Annotated in this window: 18 protein-coding genes and 1 tRNA gene; 14 read left to right on the forward strand and 5 right to left on the reverse strand. The window is 55.7% G+C overall.

Translation table 11 applies throughout. From position 1 onward, the window contains the following. The 6 genes from EAH77_RS22465 (at nucleotide 1) to dkgB (ending at nucleotide 5205) form a co-directional block, all read left to right on the forward strand. Nucleotides 1–1173 carry a beta-ketoacyl-[acyl-carrier-protein] synthase family protein gene (locus EAH77_RS22465; RefSeq protein WP_140475277.1) on the forward strand — a complete coding sequence of 391 codons (1173 nt, stop codon included), beginning with the start codon at nucleotides 1–3 and terminating at the stop codon, nucleotides 1171–1173. Beyond that, nucleotides 1170–1667: a 3-hydroxy-fatty acyl-ACP dehydratase gene (locus EAH77_RS22470; RefSeq protein WP_140475279.1), complete on the forward strand. Its 498-nt coding sequence runs from the start codon at nucleotides 1170–1172 to the stop codon at nucleotides 1665–1667. The genes EAH77_RS22465 and EAH77_RS22470 overlap by 4 nt, the downstream gene beginning before the upstream one ends. Beyond that, nucleotides 1664–2395 (forward strand): 3-ketoacyl-ACP reductase FabG2, encoded by a 732-nt coding sequence (locus EAH77_RS22475; protein ID WP_140475281.1) that lies wholly within the window; start codon nucleotides 1664–1666, stop codon nucleotides 2393–2395. Before EAH77_RS22470 ends, EAH77_RS22475 begins: the two co-directional genes overlap by 4 nt. Then, nucleotides 2392–3621, forward strand: a complete 1230-nt coding sequence (locus tag EAH77_RS22480) for a beta-ketoacyl-ACP synthase (protein WP_140475283.1) — start codon at nucleotides 2392–2394, stop codon at nucleotides 3619–3621. Before EAH77_RS22475 ends, EAH77_RS22480 begins: the two co-directional genes overlap by 4 nt. A 2-nt stretch (nucleotides 3622–3623) precedes the next feature. Next, nucleotides 3624–4283, forward strand: a complete 660-nt coding sequence (locus EAH77_RS22485; RefSeq protein WP_140475284.1) for a 4'-phosphopantetheinyl transferase superfamily protein — start codon at nucleotides 3624–3626, stop codon at nucleotides 4281–4283. Nucleotides 4284–4401: 118 nt separating this feature from the next. Next, a complete protein-coding gene (gene dkgB / locus EAH77_RS22490) occupies nucleotides 4402–5205 on the forward strand; it encodes a 2,5-didehydrogluconate reductase DkgB (RefSeq protein ID WP_140475286.1) in 804 nt (267 codons plus the stop codon). A 63-nt stretch (nucleotides 5206–5268) separates the two neighbouring features. On the opposite strand, the gene yafC is transcribed toward dkgB, so the two are convergent. Beyond that, nucleotides 5269–6165: a DNA-binding transcriptional regulator YafC gene (gene yafC / locus EAH77_RS22495; RefSeq protein WP_140475288.1), complete on the reverse strand. Its 897-nt coding sequence runs from the start codon at nucleotides 6163–6165 to the stop codon at nucleotides 5269–5271. A 106-nt stretch (nucleotides 6166–6271) separates the two neighbouring features. Here yafC and EAH77_RS22500 point away from each other — a divergent pair, with 106 nt between their 5' ends. After that, nucleotides 6272–7447 carry an MFS transporter gene (locus tag EAH77_RS22500; RefSeq protein WP_140475290.1) on the forward strand — a complete coding sequence of 392 codons (1176 nt, stop codon included), beginning with the start codon at nucleotides 6272–6274 and terminating at the stop codon, nucleotides 7445–7447. Between the two features lie 260 nt (nucleotides 7448–7707). After that, nucleotides 7708–8529: an endonuclease/exonuclease/phosphatase family protein gene (locus EAH77_RS22505; RefSeq protein ID WP_140475292.1), complete on the forward strand. Its 822-nt coding sequence runs from the start codon at nucleotides 7708–7710 to the stop codon at nucleotides 8527–8529. 66 nt (nucleotides 8530–8595) lie between these two features. On the opposite strand, the gene mltD is transcribed toward EAH77_RS22505, so the two are convergent. After that, nucleotides 8596–9978, reverse strand: coding sequence for a murein transglycosylase D (mltD, locus tag EAH77_RS22510; RefSeq protein WP_140475432.1), 1383 nt, complete (start codon nucleotides 9976–9978; stop codon nucleotides 8596–8598). Nucleotides 9979–10047: 69 nt separating this feature from the next. After that, nucleotides 10048–10803 (reverse strand): hydroxyacylglutathione hydrolase, encoded by a 756-nt coding sequence (gloB, locus tag EAH77_RS22515; protein ID WP_140475294.1) that lies wholly within the window; start codon nucleotides 10801–10803, stop codon nucleotides 10048–10050. A gap of 43 nt (nucleotides 10804–10846) precedes the next feature. On the opposite strand from gloB, the gene EAH77_RS22520 reads away from it, so the two are divergent. Then, nucleotides 10847–11575, forward strand: a complete 729-nt coding sequence (locus EAH77_RS22520; RefSeq protein ID WP_140475296.1) for a class I SAM-dependent methyltransferase — start codon at nucleotides 10847–10849, stop codon at nucleotides 11573–11575. A 72-nt stretch (nucleotides 11576–11647) separates the two neighbouring features. On the opposite strand, the gene rnhA is transcribed toward EAH77_RS22520, so the two are convergent. Beyond that, nucleotides 11648–12130, reverse strand: a complete 483-nt coding sequence (gene rnhA, locus EAH77_RS22525; protein ID WP_431306787.1) for a ribonuclease HI — start codon at nucleotides 12128–12130, stop codon at nucleotides 11648–11650. Nucleotides 12131–12184: 54 nt separating this feature from the next. On the opposite strand from rnhA, the gene dnaQ reads away from it, so the two are divergent. Both dnaQ and EAH77_RS22535 read left to right on the forward strand, forming a co-directional pair. Then, nucleotides 12185–12934 (forward strand): DNA polymerase III subunit epsilon, encoded by a 750-nt coding sequence (dnaQ, locus tag EAH77_RS22530; protein WP_140475300.1) that lies wholly within the window; start codon nucleotides 12185–12187, stop codon nucleotides 12932–12934. 126 nt (nucleotides 12935–13060) lie between these two features. Further along, a tRNA-Asp gene (locus EAH77_RS22535) sits at nucleotides 13061–13137 on the forward strand. Nucleotides 13138–13218: 81 nt separating this feature from the next. Here the strand turns inward: EAH77_RS22535 and EAH77_RS22540 are convergent. Further along, on the reverse strand, nucleotides 13219–14721 hold the full coding sequence (locus EAH77_RS22540; RefSeq protein ID WP_140475302.1) for an NCS1 family nucleobase:cation symporter-1: 1503 nt from the start codon (nucleotides 14719–14721) through the stop codon (nucleotides 13219–13221). A gap of 189 nt (nucleotides 14722–14910) precedes the next feature. On the opposite strand from EAH77_RS22540, the gene EAH77_RS22545 reads away from it, so the two are divergent. The 3 genes from EAH77_RS22545 to puuE are packed head-to-tail and all read left to right on the forward strand — an operon-like array spanning nucleotide 14911 to nucleotide 17343. After that, a complete protein-coding gene (locus EAH77_RS22545) occupies nucleotides 14911–15645 on the forward strand; it encodes a GntR family transcriptional regulator (RefSeq protein WP_140475304.1) in 735 nt (244 codons plus the stop codon). Then, nucleotides 15645–16412 (forward strand): allantoin racemase, encoded by a 768-nt coding sequence (hpxA, locus tag EAH77_RS22550; protein WP_140475306.1) that lies wholly within the window; start codon nucleotides 15645–15647, stop codon nucleotides 16410–16412. Before EAH77_RS22545 ends, hpxA begins: the two co-directional genes overlap by 1 nt. Continuing rightward, nucleotides 16405–17343 (forward strand): allantoinase PuuE, encoded by a 939-nt coding sequence (puuE, locus tag EAH77_RS22555; protein ID WP_140475308.1) that lies wholly within the window; start codon nucleotides 16405–16407, stop codon nucleotides 17341–17343. Before hpxA ends, puuE begins: the two co-directional genes overlap by 8 nt. The last annotated feature ends 8 nt before the right edge of the window (nucleotides 17344–17351 follow it).

The following is a 17351-nucleotide window of genomic DNA, read 5'->3' on the forward strand; positions in this document are numbered from 1 at the left end:
ATGATCTTTATTTCTGCGGTCGGTATGGTCAATGCGCTGGGCAATGATCCTGATGAAGTGGCGGCTAGCCTTGCATCAGGCCATGCGCCGGGGCTCCAACGGCAATCTGGCTGGTTGACAGATCAGACGCCGGTTTGGGTCGGGCAGGTGACGGGTGAACTGCCGTCAATTCCGCCCGCTCTGGCACAACATAACAGCCGCAATAATCAACTGCTGCTGGCTGCGTTGGCGCAGATTAAACCGCAGGTCAGCGCGGCGATTGCCCGTTATGGCAATCAGCGGGTGGCGGTGATCATGGGCACCAGTACGTCGGGGATTGCCGAAGGCGAAGCGGCGATCCGCTATCATCATGTGCATGGCGAACTGCCTGAGCAATACCATTATCAGCAGCAGGAACTGGGCGATCCGGCGCAGTTCCTGCAGCGGTTTTTAGGGTTGAGTGGCCCGGCTTACACCTTATCTACCGCCTGCTCGTCAAGCGCACGGGCGATCATCAGCGGCCAGCGGTTGATCGCCGCCGGCATGGTGGATGCCGCGCTGGTGGGCGGTGCCGACAGCTTGTGTCGTATGGCGATCAACGGTTTCAACAGTCTGGACTCCCTGTCGGCAGGCCGCTGTACACCGTTCGCCAAAGATCGTGACGGCATCAACATCGGCGAAGCCTCAGCGCTGCTGTTGCTGACCCGTGAGCCCGCCGGGGTCGCACTGCTGGGCTTTGGTGAATCCTCCGACGCCTGGCATATGTCAGCCCCGCACCCGCAGGGCGAAGGGGCTGAACGCGCAATGCGCATGGCATTGCATCAGGCAGGTCTTATGCCCTCTGACGTCGGTTATATCAATCTGCACGGCACGGCGACGCCGCTCAATGACAGCGTGGAGGCCGGTGTTATCGAGCGCATCTTTGGCGACCGCGTGCCCTGTAGTTCAACCAAACATTTAACCGGCCATACGCTGGGGGCGGCCGGGGCCACAGAAGCGGCGCTGAGCTGGCTGATGCTGACCCGTAACCTCAACATTCCGGTACAGGACTTCTCACGGGTTGAGCGCGATGACAGCCTGGCGCACATCGGTTTGGCCCTGACACCACAGCGGCTTCGAAAACCGGTTATCCTGTCGAACTCGTTTGCCTTTGGTGGCAATAACGCCTGTCTCTTGCTAGGACGTCCCTCATGAATGACCTTCACAACCCGGTGTATGCACCGCCCGCGCATTATCTGCCGCACAACGCGCCAATGGTGCTGCTCGATGAGGTGATCTCCGTCGGCAAGGAGAGTGCACATTGCAGCTCGCGGGTTTCTACCACGGGTGCTCTGGCGCCGTTTTTAACCGCACAGGGCGCGCTGCCCGCCTGGTTTTCCCTTGAGCTGATGGCGCAAACCATTGGTGTCTGGAACGGCTGGCACAATGCAGAGCAGGGCGACCTGCCGCAACTCGGCATGTTGCTTGGCTGCCGGGGAATGCGCTGCGCGCAGCCCGAGTTCGCATCGGGTGCGCAATTGGATATGCATATCCAGCAGATCCTGCGCGACAGCAAAATTGCCAGCTTCGAATGCACGCTGTTCATTCGCAACGCCAGGGATGACGGGCCGGTGGCCCATGCGCGTCTCAACACTTATCAGCCCGACGCACAGGACATACTCAGCATCACTCAGGGGAGGCAGCCATGACCCGCTCTGTATTGGTCACCGGTGCCAGTAAAGGCATCGGCCAGGCGATAGCCTGCCAACTGGCGAAAGACGGTTTTGAGGTAGTGATCCATTACCACAGTGACCGCAGCGGTGCCGGGCAGACGCTGGCGCAGATCACGGCGGCAAACGGCACGGGGCGGCTTCTCGGTTTTGACGTCAGCCAGCGCGTGCAGTGCCGCGAGGTGCTGGAAGCGGACATCAGGACTTTTGGTGCCTATTACGGCGTGGTCAACAATGCCGGCATTACCCGCGATGGCGCGTTTCCGGCGTTGAGTGATGATGACTGGGACGCCGTGATCCACACCAATCTCGACAGCTTCTATAACGTTCTTAAACCCTGCATCATGCCGATGATTGGCCTGCGCCAGGGCGGGCGGATCATCGCACTCTCCTCCGTCTCGGGCGTTACCGGCAATCGCGGACAGGTCAATTACAGCGCGGCCAAGGCGGGCATTATTGGTGCCTGTAAGGCGCTGTCGCTGGAGCTGGCAAAACGCAAAATCACCGTGAACTGCATCGCGCCAGGTCTTATCGACACCGGCATGACGGACATGGAGCCCGCGGCCATCGATGCTGCAATGAACATGATCCCGCTAAAACGTATGGGTAGCGCTGAAGAGGTGGCGGGACTGGCGAGTTATCTGATGTCGGATATTGCGGCTTATGTCACCCGGCAGGTGATTTCCATCAACGGAGGCATGGTATGACGCACCGCGTGGTGGTCACCGGCATGAAAGGTATTACCGCTTTCGGCCAGCACTGGGAGGCGATCTCGCCACGTTTGCAACGGGGCGAAAATGCCGTGCGCCATATGGACGAGTGGCTGGCGTATCAGGGGCTGAATACTCATCTGGCTGCGCCGGTCGATAACTTTGTCCTGCCGGAGCATTACACCCGCAAACGTATCCGCGCCATGGGCCGGGTATCGCTGCTCTCTACCCGCGCGACAGAACTGGCGCTGGAGCAGGCGGGGCTGATTGACGATCCGATATTAACGCACGGCGAAACCGGCATTGCTTACGGCTCCTCGACGGGCAGTACCCAGCCGCTGAGCGAATTTGCCAGCATGCTCAACGAAAAACACACACATAACATCACCGGCACTACCTACGTGCAGATGATGCCGCACACCACGGCGGTGAATACTGGCCTGTTCTTTGGGCTTAAGGGACGGGTGATCCCAACCTCCAGCGCCTGCACTTCGGGCAGCCAGGCGATTGGCTACGCCTATGAAACCATCAGGCATGGTTACCAGACGGTGATGGTAGCGGGCGGTGCTGAGGAGCTCTGCCCGTCAGAAGCGGCGGTGTTTGACACCTTATTCGCCACCAGCCAGCAAAATGATGCGCCGAAAACCACACCGCGACCTTTTGATGTTCAGCGCGACGGGCTGGTGATCGGCGAGGGTGCCGGAACGCTGATCCTCGAATCCCTCGATCATGCGTTAGCGCGTGGCGCGAAGATCTATGCGGAAATCATCGGGTTTAGCACCAACTGCGATGCCTCCCACATCACCCAGCCGCAAAAAGAGACCATGCAGGTGTGTATGGAAAAATCGCTGAAGCAGGCAGGGCTGGCAGCGGGGGATATCGGGTATATCAGCGCGCACGGCACCGCCACCGAACGCGGTGACATTGCCGAAAGCCAGGCGACGGCGGCGGTGTTTGGCAACCGAACGCCTATATCCTCACTGAAAAGTTACTTCGGCCATACGCTCGGGGCCTGCGGCGCGCTGGAGGCCTGGATGTCACTGGAGATGCTCAACGAAGGCCGCTTCGTGCCCACCATTAATCTCACCGAACCTGACCCAAACTGCGGCGATTTGGACTACATCATGGGCGAATCACGTCTGATTCAGACCGAATTTATTCAGTCCAACAACTTCGCGTTCGGCGGCATTAACACCTCGCTGATTTTTAAGCGCTGGCCTTAACTGTGTGCCAGTTACTCATGGCGACCACCGGTGATGATCTCCCCCTCGGGCGCTTACCGGATACCGTACTGGCAAGCTCCGGGCAGTTAGCCCCGCAGCGCCGCCGGCAGTTTCTGACCGGCAGGGCGCTGCTGGCCGGAGCCATGTTCACGCAATACGGTCACCGGACTTTGCCGGCTATCACGCTTTCCCCGTCAGGAAAGCCGGCGTTTACTGATGCCACGCTGCCACACTTTTCCCTCAGCCACAGCGCAGATCTTGTGGTGTTGGCACTGTGCGTGAAGGGGGAGATTGGTTGTGACGTGGAGACTCTCCGCCCGCGCCCGTCGTGGCCCATGCTGGCGCAAGCCCTGTTCAGCGCAGAGGAAAACCGGTGGCTCGGCGAGCATATTGAGCCGCTGACAGGCTTCTGGATATTATGGAGTCTGCGCGAAGCCTGGCTGAAACAGCAGGGGCGCAGCGTCTGGGAGATGGCGTCTGTCGCCATAAATCCACGGCAATCGAGTTTTACCGCCGCAGCGGCAAGCGGCGGGCCGCTCTGGTCAGCCAACTGGCAGGGGCACGCGGTCGCGCTGGCATTGCCGGAGACTACGTTGCCGCCAGCGGACATCATTTCTGCCGAAAACTGGACCTGTTACCGCTCCACCTCTCCCCGCGATTAATGCTCTCGAATCAAAAGTCTTGTGACTTACCTGTCGTTTTTATCCATTAAATGCCGGTTCATACTCTCTGCATCAGATTGACCGGTTCGCCGGACTTATCTTTAATAAGAGAGAAAATATGAGCATCCCTGCATTTGGTCTTGGTACGTTTCGCCTGAAAGATGAAGTGGTAAAAGCCTCGGTTTCCACCGCGCTGGAATTGGGCTACCGCGCCATTGATACCGCACAGATTTATGGCAATGAAGCGGCGGTCGGTGAAGCATTGGCTGAAAGCGGCGTCGCACGCGAGGCGTTGTACATCACCACCAAAATTTGGACCGAAAACCTCGGCGCAGACAAGCTGGTCACCAGCCTGAAAGAGAGCCTGAGCAAACTGAAAACCGACTATGTTGACCTGACGCTGATCCACTGGCCGTCGCCGGGCAACGCGGTCAGCGTGGCAGAAACTATGCATGCGCTGGTGGAAGCTAAAAACCTGGGTCTGACCCGCGAAATCGGTATCTCCAACTTTACGGTGGCGCTGATGCAGGAAGCCATCGACGCGGTGGGTGCTGACGCCATTGCCACCAACCAGATTGAGCTGTCGCCGTTCCTGCAAAACCAGACCGTGGTGAATTTCGCCCGTAAACACAATATCGCCGTCACGTCATACATGACGCTGGCCTACGGTGAAGCGCTGAAAGATGCCACCATTATCGACATCGCCGCGCGCCATAATGCTACCCCGGCGCAGGTGGTTCTGGCCTGGGCATTGCAGTTGGGTTACGCGGTGATCCCGTCCTCTACCAAGCGTGAAAACCTGGCGAGTAACCTGCTGGCGCAGCAGCTGAAACTGACAGCTCCCGATATGGCAGCCATTGCCGCGCTGGAGCGCAACGGGCGTCTGGTCAGCCCGGAAGGCCTGGCGCCTGAGTGGGACTAAACTTGCCAGCCATGATTATGCATTGAAATCTGACCCATGCTCCGGCGTGGGTTTTTCTTTTTATCACGGTGATGACGAATTGAGTTTCTCGCTGAGGAAATCAATAAAACAGCGAATGCGTGTACTGACCGTCTGGTCGCTGTAATAGACCGCGTTCAGCGGCATGGCGATGCGCATAATGTCCGGCACCAGCAATTTAACCAAATCTCCGCGTTGTATATCCGGCTGCGTCATGAAATCGGACAGGCAGGCGATACCGTTACCCCGCAGACATAACTGGCGCAGCGTCTCGCCGCTACCCGCGCTGATAAACGGCGTGATGGTCAGTTGCTGACCATCGGCACACAGCAGCGGCCATTTGTTCAATGCCAGTACCTCATTAAACCCAATACAGCGGTGCTTTTTAAGATCATCGACGTTTTGCGGTACGCCCCATTTCTCCAGATAGGCCGGTGAGGCCAGCACGCTGCGATAGCTCAGCATCAATTTGCGTGCTCGCAGACTGGAGTCCTCCAGTTCGCCGACGCGGATCGCCACATCCACCTTCTGGTCAATCAAATTGATATTACTTTCCGATGAAAACAGCGCCAGCGTCATCTTGGGGAAGCGCTCGGTGAACTCGGCGACCAGCGGGGAGATAACGTGCAGAATGACTGGCGTGGCGGCGTCAACGCGCAGCAAACCCTGCGGAACGTCGCGGTGCTCCAGCAGTTCATCTTCGGCGGCGGCCATATCCTGCAAAATCTTCTGTACGCGTACAAAGTAGCGCTCGCCTTCGTGGGTCAGGTTGATCTGCCGGGTGGTGCGGTTGAGCAGGGTAATGCCGAGCTTTTGCTCCAGGCGTTTGACAGTGCGGCTGACCACCGAGTTGTCCTGCTCGAGCTGCTCAGCGGCACGGCTGAAACTGCCGGTTTCCACCACGGTGACAAAAGTGATTAACTCTTCCGAACTGGCTTTCATTGTTGTTACTCCAGCATAAATCATTTGATACTTTGGCTGTTTCTGTCATTTAAGCACAGGCAGATAATGGGCGCCATCAAATCGATATTCATTGTGGAGTAAGGTTATGCCGCTTGCACTATTAGCACTGACCATCAGTGCCTTTGCGATAGGAACCACCGAATTTGTGATTGTCGGGCTTATCCCGACCATCGCGCAGCAGCTTGGGGTTTCTGTTCCGTCCGCCGGTTTACTGGTGTCTATTTATGCCGTGGGCGTGGCCGTCGGCGCCCCGGTGCTTACCGCGCTGACCGGCCGTGTGCCGCGTAAAGCGCTGCTGATTGGCCTGATGGTGCTGTTCACCCTCGGTAACCTGCTGGCGTGGCAGTCACCGAATTACGGCACGCTGGTGGCCGCACGGCTGCTGACCGGGCTGGCACACGGCGTGTTCTTCTCAATAGGCTCGACCATTGCTACCAGTCTGGTGTCGAAAGAGAAAGCCGCGTCAGCCATTGCCCTGATGTTTGGCGGGCTGACCGTGGCGCTGGTTACCGGCGTACCGCTCGGGACCTTCATCGGGCAGCATTTCGGCTGGAGAGAGACGTTCCTCGCGGTCTCACTGATTGGTGTGATTGCGATTATTGCCAGCGCTATTCTGGTGCCCAATACCATTAAAAACAGCCCGGCAGCGCGGATTGCCGATCAGATTAAGGTGTTAATGCATCCGCGTCTGATGCTGATCTTCGCCATTACCGCATTGGGCTATGGCGGGGTGTTCACCATGTTCACCTTCCTGGCACCGATGATGCAAGAGCAGGCGGGATTCTCGGCAGGTATGGTGAGCTGGATTTTGCTGGCTTACGGCATTTCGGTGGCTGTCGGTAATATCTGGGGCGGGAAATTGGCCGACAAGCACGGAGCGGTCAAAGCCCTGAGTATTATCTTTGCGGCACTGGCTGCCCTGCTGATGGTGTTCCAGTTTACCTCAGGCTTTGGCATTCCCGCGCTGCTTACGCTGTTGGTGATGGGCGTTTTCGCCTTCGGCAACGTTCCTGGCCTGCAGGTTTATGTGGTACAGAAAGCCGAAGAGGTGACGCCGAACGCGGTGGATGTGGCTTCCGGCCTGAACATTGCTGCCTTTAACGTGGGTATCGCGTTAGGTTCTGTGATTGGTGGGCAGGTGGTGTCGACCATCGGCCTGGCGCAGACGCCGTGGATTGGGGCAGTGATTGTTCTGGGAGCGCTGCTGCTGACGCGTCTTAGTGGTCATCTGGACAAAAAGTCTCGTGTGGCTATCGCCTAACTCACCTCCCTGTATTGCTCTCAAATGGCTCACCCTGGCGGTGGGCCATTTTTGTATCAGCCATTTTCTCACTTGAAAGCCACTAACATCATTTCTCATTCACCTATGCTACCTTGATAACAGAGCGTGACAGCAGATGTGACCAGGTTGTATACGATTGTAAACAGATTTGGTCTGAGCACTGACGGGCGTATACTGGAACATTCGCTGTCAATGTTATCCAGACAGCATGATTTTTCATGGGTGAATAGGCGATAAGCGTGCCGAAAAGAACATATGCAATGCGGTATGTTGCAGGTCAACCGGTCGAGCAGATATTTCCAGGTGCACTTGCACATTTAGGTTCTGGATTACCTCCCGGCGCCGCGCTGCCAAATTCAAACACTCTGCGCGTGATGGTGTGGAACATTTTCAAACAGCAACGGGCCGACTGGCTTTCAGTGCTGCAAGGGTTCGGCAAAGATGCCCAGCTGGTGCTGCTTCAGGAAGCACAAACTACGCCGGAGCTGATTCGTTTTGCCACGTCCCATTATCTGGCGGCCGATCAGGTTCCTGCGTATATGCTGCCTCAACACCCCTCAGGCGTGATGACGCTCTCCGCTGCGCATCCAGTTTACTGCTGCCCGTTACGTGAGCGTGAACCTCTGCTGCGTTTGGCGAAATCCGCGCTGGTGACGGTCTATCCGCTGCTTGATGGACGTTTGCTGATGGTGGTCAACATTCACGCGGTGAATTTCAGCATCGGCGTGGACGTCTACAGCAAGCAGCTGGAGACCATTGGCGAGCAGATCGCTCTTCATCATGGACCGGTGGTGATGGCGGGGGATTTCAACGCCTGGAGCCGTCAGCGCATCAACGCGTTGTTCGGTTTCGCCAACAACATACGTTTGCATGAAGTGAGGTTCCCCTCTGATTTCCGCCGCCGTGCCTTTGGCCGACCGTTGGACTTCATCTTCTACCGCGATTTGAGCGTCACGCAGGCCACGGTGCTGGAGACGCAGGCGTCCGATCACAACCCGCTGCTGGTGGAGTTTCTTGCGGTAAAAAACACTGAGAAAAAAGACGTTTCTCCCTCTCTGTAACCGCCAAATTTGCGGCAAAAAAAAGCACCCGGAAGGGTGCTTTTTCATGGATGACGCCTAATAGCATCAGGTGTCTGGCGTTAACTTATTACTGACGAATAAGGTCAGTTTATTGCCAGGCTGGAGGTTATCGGCACCGGCGTTCCAGCGCATCACATCTTTGATGTTGACGCCGTGACGCTTGGCAATGCTCGACAACGAATCCCCTTTACGAACCTGATACGTGATACTGCCGCCATTACTGCTTACAGAGCTGACGCTGTTGTCCGCCACTTGCAGGGTTTGCCCAACTTTTAACGCGCTTGCTGAGCGCAAATTGTTCCAACGCTGTAAATCACGAGTCTTCACATTCAGTCGGGCTGCAATCCCAGACAAGCTGTCGCCAGTGCGCACCTTGTAAGCTTTAGCACCCGATGGTGTGTTGCTGGCCAGTTGGGTTTTCTGCACTGCAGCGATATCGCCATCAGCCAGAGAATCCTTTAACTGCGCAGCATGCGCCTTCGGTAACACAATGTAGTGAGGGCCGTTAGGCGCCGTTACATTCTGTTTGTAACCAGTATTGAACGACTTCAACTTAGTCAGTGACATGCCCGCCATCTCAGCCGCCTGAGTTAACTGCATCTGTTGCCCCACTTCAACACGCGCCAGTGCGCGGTCTTTGCTCGGCGTCGGTAAGCTGATCCCGTACTTTTTGCTATTTTTTAAAATATCGCTCAAAGCCAACATTTTCGGTACGTAAATTGACGTTTCACGAGGAAGCGACAACGACCAGAAATCTGTCGGTTTACCTCTGGCTTTATTCGACTTCACCGCTTGCATCACGCGGCCTTCACCACTGTTATACGCAGCAACCGTCAGTAACCAGTCACCACCAAACATTTTGTTCAGGCTTTGCATCATATCAAGGGCTGCCGTTGTCGAAGCGACAACATCGCGACGACCGTCATACCATTGGTTCTGTTTCAAACCATAATTTCGACCCGTTTGCGGCACGATCTGCCACAGCCCCGCAGCATTTGCTGATGAGGTTGCTTTTGGGTCAAAAGCGCTCTCCACTATGGGTAGCAGTACTAGTTCCATCGGCATATTGCGTTTCTTAATCTGCTCGGTGATCCAGTACATGTACGGCTCTGCCCGTAATGTTACATCGTGGAGATAGCTCTTATTTTTTAAGTATTTTACTTTTTGCTCACGGATCCGGGCATTTTCCGGAACCTTCATCTTCAGCTCGTCGCCAATGAAGTTCCACAGATTGGTTTGCGCGATAGAGTCATCATTGTTCAACCATCGCGCCGAGGCCGCTCGGCCATCATCTGTGTACTCTCCTGCTTCACTTTGACTTGCCGAAGACAAACTCTGTGCATGCTGTTCTGGTACCTTGACGTCCTGCCTGGACGCCTGGCAACCCACTAGCAACACGGAGGCGAAGATAATCGCTTTTGCCTTCATGTGTGTGTCATAGTTGCTTAAAAGACGAGCGATAATACTTTGCTTAGCCCAAAAATACAACCTTTAGCTTCAGAAGCTATCCTTGAGATGCCTTAGATGGGCAAAAACTTGCCAAGAAGGTTTTAAGGGATCGTTAAGCTTTAATTTGTTTTGTAAATCAACATCATCGCAACGTAAAAAAAGGTTAATTTTACGCTCTAAACCGAGGGTTGTAGGTAAGGAAGGTTGTCCCTTTTTCCGCATTTCTTGCACATTCTGCTCATGAGAATCGATATCATCATCCCCTGGTAAAATTGAACGGGCAAACTTAAGGTTTGAGAGAGTATATTCATGCGCGGCACAGATTAACGTTTCATCAGGAAGCTGGGCTAACTGTTGAAACGACTGGTACATTTGCTCCGGCGTTCCTTCGAACAGGCGGCCACATCCGGCGGAAAACAGCGTGTCTCCGCAGAAAAGATAAGGGCGGCTGTAGTATGAAATATGACCTAATGTGTGTCCTGGCGTGGCCAAAACACGCCATTTCACCCCGCCAATTTCCACTTCATCCTCATTTTTAAGAATTATCCGAGCACCTTTGTCGGCAGTTTCTTCAGGACCGTACACTTTTACATCAGGAAAATGCCTTAAAATTCCGCTTACGCCACCCACATGGTCATGATGATGGTGAGTCAATAAAATAGCGGTAGGGGTTAAATTGCGCGTTTTTAGCGCCTCCAAAACCGGTGCGGATTCGCCAGGATCGACAATCAAACAGTGCCCATTCTGGTCATCCAATAACCAAATGTAATTGTCCTGGAAGGCGGGAATACTGATAAGCTTCATAGCTACCTCATGTTGGCAAACGCTTGAAAGACGAAAATAAATTATGCAACCAGCCCGCACCCGTAAAAAAATCATCGCACCGGCTTCATGGGAAGATATCCCTTGTGGTGAGTATTACCGTGCCGCGCTTGAGCAACAACTTCAAGCCTGGTGGGGCAAGCTATACGGTTTTCACCTGTTAAAGATTGGCAATTTGAGCGCCGAGGTGGACACCAGCGGCTGCCCGATTTCCCATCAGGTGAACGTCGCTGAAGAGGGACCGGCACTGCACGTCCAGGGCGATCACTACCAATTACCTTTTGCCCACAAATCGGTAGACGCCTGTCTGTTAGCCCATACTTTAGCTTACGCGGAAGATCCGCACCGGATATTGCGGGAAGTGGATCGCGTGCTGATTGACGACGGCTGGCTGGTATTGAGCAGTTTTAACCCGCTAAGCTTGCTGGGTATGGGAAAAATGATGCCGTTTTTTCGCCAGCGCCAGCCGTATGTCAGCCGGATGTTTACCCAAATGCGTTTGCTTGACTGGCTCGGTTTGCTCAATTACGAAGTGATGGTGAAGAACCGTTTTCAGGTACTGCCGTGGTGTCCAAAGGGCGGGAAAATGCTCAGTACGCACCTGCCCGCGCTGGGATGCATGACGGTGATTGTGGCGCGCAAACGTACTTTACCGCTGACACCGACGGCCAAGAAAGTGCCCGCGCGGCGGCAGACTATTCAGCAGGCCGTGGGTGCCAGCAGTAAAAGTTACCGCAAAGATCGCAAAGAATAACCTTTGGGTGTTCTGGAAGAACCCAACCCAGCCTCTCCTTCTGAAGCGGAGAGACTGGATCGGTGTAGTGACTTAACTTTCAGGCTTGTAGCCCACATCGTCCAGCGTCGGATTGCCTGCTGCGTCTTTGGCCAGCACGTCGCACCGTTCATTTTCCGGGTGTCCGGCGTGGCCTTTCACCCACATCCAGTTCAGTGTATGCCCCTGAATAGCCGCATCGAGACGCTGCCATAAATCGACATTTTTCACCGGTTTTTTATCCGCCGTTTTCCAGCCGCGTTTCTTCCAGTTGTGGATCCAACTGGTGATGCCCTGCCGGACATACTGACTGTCGGTACTGAGGGTCACTTCACAGGGGGAACTCAGGGCTTCCAGCGCGACAATCGCCGCCATCATCTCCATGCGGTTATTGGTGGTTAACCGGAAACCGGCGCTGAACTCTTTTTCGTGTTGCTTGTAGCGCAAAATTGCGCCAAAACCACCGGGGCCTGGGTTGCCAAGGCAGGAGCCGTCGGTGAAAATTTCTACCTGTTTGGTCATCTCTGGTAGACTCATCCGCAGAATGTAAAAGCCAAGTCTGACATAAACGAGCGCTGCGAGCACTGCAATATGATTTCTTCCCCTACCAGACAAATCGTTCTCGATACCGAAACCACCGGTATGAACAAACTCGGCGTCCATTACGAAGGGCACCGCATTATTGAAATCGGTGCCGTCGAGGTGATCAACCGTCGCCTGACGGGGCGCAACTTCCACGTTTATCTTAAGCCAGACCGCCTGGTGGACCCGGAAGCCTTCGGTATTCACGGCATCAGTGACGAATTCCTGGCCGATAAACCGACCTTCGCCGACATCGCCGACGATTTTCTCGACTATATTCGCGGCGGCGAACTGGTCATCCATAATGCCTCGTTCGACATCGGCTTTATGGACTACGAGTTCGGCATGCTCGGGCGCGATATGCCGAAAACCGACACCTTCTGCAAAGTCACCGATACCCTGCAGATGGCGCGCAAACTGTTCCCCGGCAAGCGCAATAGCCTCGACGCCCTGAGCGACCGCTACCTGATAGACAACAGCAAGCGCACCCTGCACGGCGCGTTGCTTGACTCCGAAATCCTCTCCGAAGTCTATCTGATGATGACCGGCGGTCAGACCATCATGAAATTCTCCCATGAAGGTGATCAGAAAACCGGCGCTGACGGGCAGGGCACCCAGCGCGTTACCCGCCCTGCGGCCGGGCTGAAAGTGATCCGCGCCAGCGATCAGGAAATCGTCTGGCACGAAGAGCGTCTGGACCTGGTGGTGAAAAAGGGCGGCAGTTGCTTATGGCGTCCACAACCTGCGGCGGAAGAGTAAGCGGTTGCGCTGAAAATGTGCGGCTTGTTGAAAATCTGTTCAGTCGAAAGGAATTGTCAGGAAAAGCATTGACGTAATGACGGCCATTCCTTAATATCCGCTCCGTTCTTAACCAGAACACAGCGCGGAGCGGTAGTTCAGTTGGTTAGAATACCTGCCTGTCACGCAGGGGGTCGCGGGTTCGAGCCCCGTCCGTTCCGCCAACATTCAGAAGCCCTGAGTTAGCAATAACTCAGGGCTTCGTTGTTTCTGCCATCCTGGCAAATATCCTCCTCTCTCTGGCGTTATTCCGCTTCTGCCTTAACAAAACTGACTGCCGGTGTGCTTGCACGGTCATGACGGGCAATGAAACGGTAGCTGCCCCCGGCCAGAAACGCGCCGATAAACCAGCTAAAGTTTGCCACCGGGTGCAGCTCCGGCGTGAAACTGATGAACAAGCCAATCAACACCGCAGGCACCAGCGCCATGATGGCTTTCGGGTTGAAGCCGTTTTTATACCAGTAACGGCCTGACGGCGTGGCGTTGAACAACGCGTCAACGTCCATATGTCCGCGTTTAATCAGATAATAATCTGCCAGCAAAATACCGAACAGCGGCCCGATAAAGGCACCCAGCACGTCCAGCGTATAGTGAATAATCTCTGGAGACTGGAACAGGTTCCACGGCGTGAGCAGTACGGAACCCACGGCCGCGATCATCCCGCCGGTACGGAAGCTGATTTTCTGTGGAGAACAGTTGGAGAAGTCGAAGGCCGGTGACACGAAGTTCGCCACAATATTAATGCCGATGGTGGCGATGATCATAGTCAGTAGGCCAAGCGCCACCGCAACACTGTTACCCACGCGGCTGACGGTCTCGATAGGATCGGTGATCATCTGGCCGAACAGTGACTGGGTGCCAGACACAATCACCACGGTGACAATGGAGAACAGTAAGAAGTTAAACGGCAGGCCCCAGCGGTTGCCACGGCGGATCTCACTCATGCTTTTGCCATAACGTGAGAAATCACCAAAGTTAAGCAGCGGGCCGGAGAAGTAAGAGACCACCAGCGCGGTCGCGGTAAGCATTTCCCAGCCCTGCTGGCCGACGGTCAGCGTCTTGCTCGACAGGGTGAAAGAGATATTACTCAGGCCGGTTTTATACAAAATCCATCCCGCCAGCATCAGCATCACCACATACACGGCCGGACCGGCAATATCGATAAAGCGTTTGATGGCGCTCATGCCGTGCCAAAACACCATCGCCTGCAATACCCACATAATGCCGAAACAGATCCAGCCCATGGCCGACAGCCCCAGCCAGTGCGGCACGGTCAGTGGGGTGAGTGACGGGAAGAACTTCAGCAGCACTAACATCAGTGCACTGGCCGCCAAAAAGGTCTGAATACCGTACCAGGCGAAGGCGATCAGGCCACGGATCACTGCCGGAATATTGGCACCGAACACGCCGAAGGCCTGACGACAAATCACCGCATAAGGTACGCCCGCCTGCTGGCTCGGTCTTGCCACCAGATTGGCGCAAATCTGCACGATACAGATCCCGCATAACAGACAGAGCAGCACCTGCCAGCTCGACAGGCCGAGTGTGAAGAAGCTGGCTGCCACCACGTAGCCGCCCATGCTGTGTACGTCCGACATCCAGAACGAAAATATGTTGTACCAGCTCCAGTTTTGATGGCGTGTCGGGGCTAAATCATCATTGCATAGCCGCGGGCTGTAATGCGGTTTGATAATGCCCGCGCTCATTTCCGGCGAGGCACTGGCGGAAGAGATTTCCTGATTTGGCATAAATCGTGCTCCTGTCATAAATACCGTGTCGAAAGAGGGAAGCCGCAAAGGCGGCGATCCAAAAAATAAAACCGTCACGGAAGCAGTGCAGGATCCAGGCCATAATTGATTTTTTGTATACAATAATTGAGTTTCACGTATACGATGAATCATTCAAACGGCTCACCATTGAAAACCGGAGTGGCAGCAATGACCAGTTGGAACGGGCTGAATACGGCCTATTTTACCGAGGATAAGGACGATCACATTTACAACGCGCTGGTAAAATCGATCGTTGAGCATCAGCTTTTGCCGGGCAGTAAATTGCCCGAAGAGGCGCTGGCGCAGGCATTTTCTGTCAGCCGCACCGGCATTCGCCGCGTACTGCAGCGCCTTGCTGCGGTGCAGTTGGTCACCTTGCTGCCCAAACGTGGTGCGCACGTCACCACGCCGGATGCCGATGAGTCGCGCGATGTGTTCTCCACGCGAAAAATTTTGGAATGCGCCAACCTGCCGCAGGTGATCGCCCATTGCCAGCCACCGCACCTGGCGGCGCTGAAAACGCTGGTGGAAGAGGAGAAACGCGCACATGAAGAGCGAAACGGCGCAGCGGCGATTCGCCTTTCCGCCGCTTTCCACGTCCAGTTGCAGGCGATTTCGGGCAACAAAGTGCTGACCGAAGCGGTATCACAACTCACCTTGCGATCCTCACTGGCGATTGCCGCCTGGGGCGCGCCGTGGCAGCAGGGTTGCCGCTGTACCGATCACGACGACTTGCTCGATTTGCTGCGAAAGCGCGATGTGCAGGGGCTGGCCGACAGCATGGCACACCATTTCGAGCACATTGTCGCCAGCCTGCGCTTCGAACCGCATCACGGTGAAACGCCGGACTTTATGCAACTGTTTGCCGGACACGCGGCTCAATCCCATAAGGAACCAGGCTGATGTCCACAACCTCGCGACCACTTTGTATACAACTGATCAACCCCAATACCAGCCTGGCGATGACCGAAGTGATGGCGGCGACCGCCCGTCAGGTGGCCGCGCCGGGCACCGCCATTCTGGCGGTTTGCCCGAGCGAGGGCGCGCCGTCGATTGAAGGCCATTTTGATGAAGCCATTGCCGCCATCGGCGTTTTGCAGCAGGTGAAAGCCGGGCGCGATGCGGGCGTTGACGGGCACATCATTGCCTGTTTCGGCGATCCGGGTTTACTGGCGGCACGCGAACTGGCGCGTGCGCCGGTGGTGGGTATTGCCGAAGCGGCGATGCACATAGCGACTCTGCTGGCGACGCGCTTTTCCATCGTCACCACGTTGCCGCGCACCTTGACCATCGCCCGGCATTTACTGCATCAGTACGGTTTCGAACGGCACTGCGCCGCACTGCACGCCATCGATCTGCCGGTGTTGTCACTGGAAGACGGCAGCGGGCTGGCACAGCAGAAAGTGCGTGAGCAGTGCATCGCGGCGAAGAAATTCGACGGCAGCGGGGCGATTGTGCTGGGTTGTGGAGGCATGGCGGATCTGGCGCAGGAACTGACGCTGGAGCTGGGGATCCCGGTGATCGACGGCGTCAGTGCGGCGGTGAAAATGATCGAGTCCCTTGCGGCACTTCGCCTGACCACCAGTAAGCACGGCGATCTGGATTATCCGCTAATCAAGCCGCTCTCCGGCCGCTTTGAGAATCTGAATATGAGGGATGACTATGTCTGATATCGATTATCGCTTCACTGAAAACTACCCGCGCGACTTGATTGGTTACGCCGGTCGCCCGCCGCACGCCAACTGGCCGGGCAACGCACGCATCGCGGTACAGTTTGTGCTTAATTATGAAGAGGGGGGTGAGAACAACGTCCTGCACGGCGACGCCGGTTCCGAGCAATTTCTGTCAGACATTATTGGCGCTGCCAGTTTCCCCGACCGACATATGTCGATGGATTCCCTCTACGAATACGGTTCACGCGCCGGTTTCTGGCGTATCCACAATGAATTCCAGAAACGCGGCCTGCCGCTGACTATTTTTGGTGTCGCCATGGCACTGGCTCGTAACCCGGAGGTTGTCAGCGCGATTAAAGCCGCCGACTACGACGTGGTCAGCCACGGCTGGCGCTGGACCCATTATCAGGACATGAGTAAGGCGCAGGAAGCGGAGCACATGCAAAAAGCGGTCGCCATTCTCACTGACTTGTTCGGTAAAGCCCCGCTCGGCTGGTACACCGGCCGCGACAGCCCGAACACCCGCCAGCTGGTGGCGGAATTCGGCGGATTCCAGTACGACAGCGACTACTACGGCGACGACCTGCCGTTCTGGACTCCGGTTAAACTGGACTCCGGCGAAGTGAAACAGCATCTGGTTATTCCTTACACGCTGGAAACCAACGACATGCGCTTCGCCTCCCCGCAAGGTTTCAACACCGGCGAGCAGTTCTACACCTATCTGAAAGACAGTTTTGACGTGCTGTACGAAGAGGGTGAAACCAGCCCGAAAATGATGTCGATAGGCATGCACTGCCGGATCCTGGGGCGACCAGGGCGCTTTCGGGCGTTACAGCGGTTTCTCGATTATGTCGAATCGCACGACAGGGTTTGGATCTGCAGGCGGCAGGAAATCGCAGACCATTGGACTAAACATTTCGGTGTTTGATTCCGATT

The organism is Ewingella americana, assembly GCF_006438725.1.
Taxonomy (GTDB): Bacteria; Pseudomonadota; Gammaproteobacteria; order Enterobacterales; family Enterobacteriaceae; genus Ewingella; species Ewingella americana_A.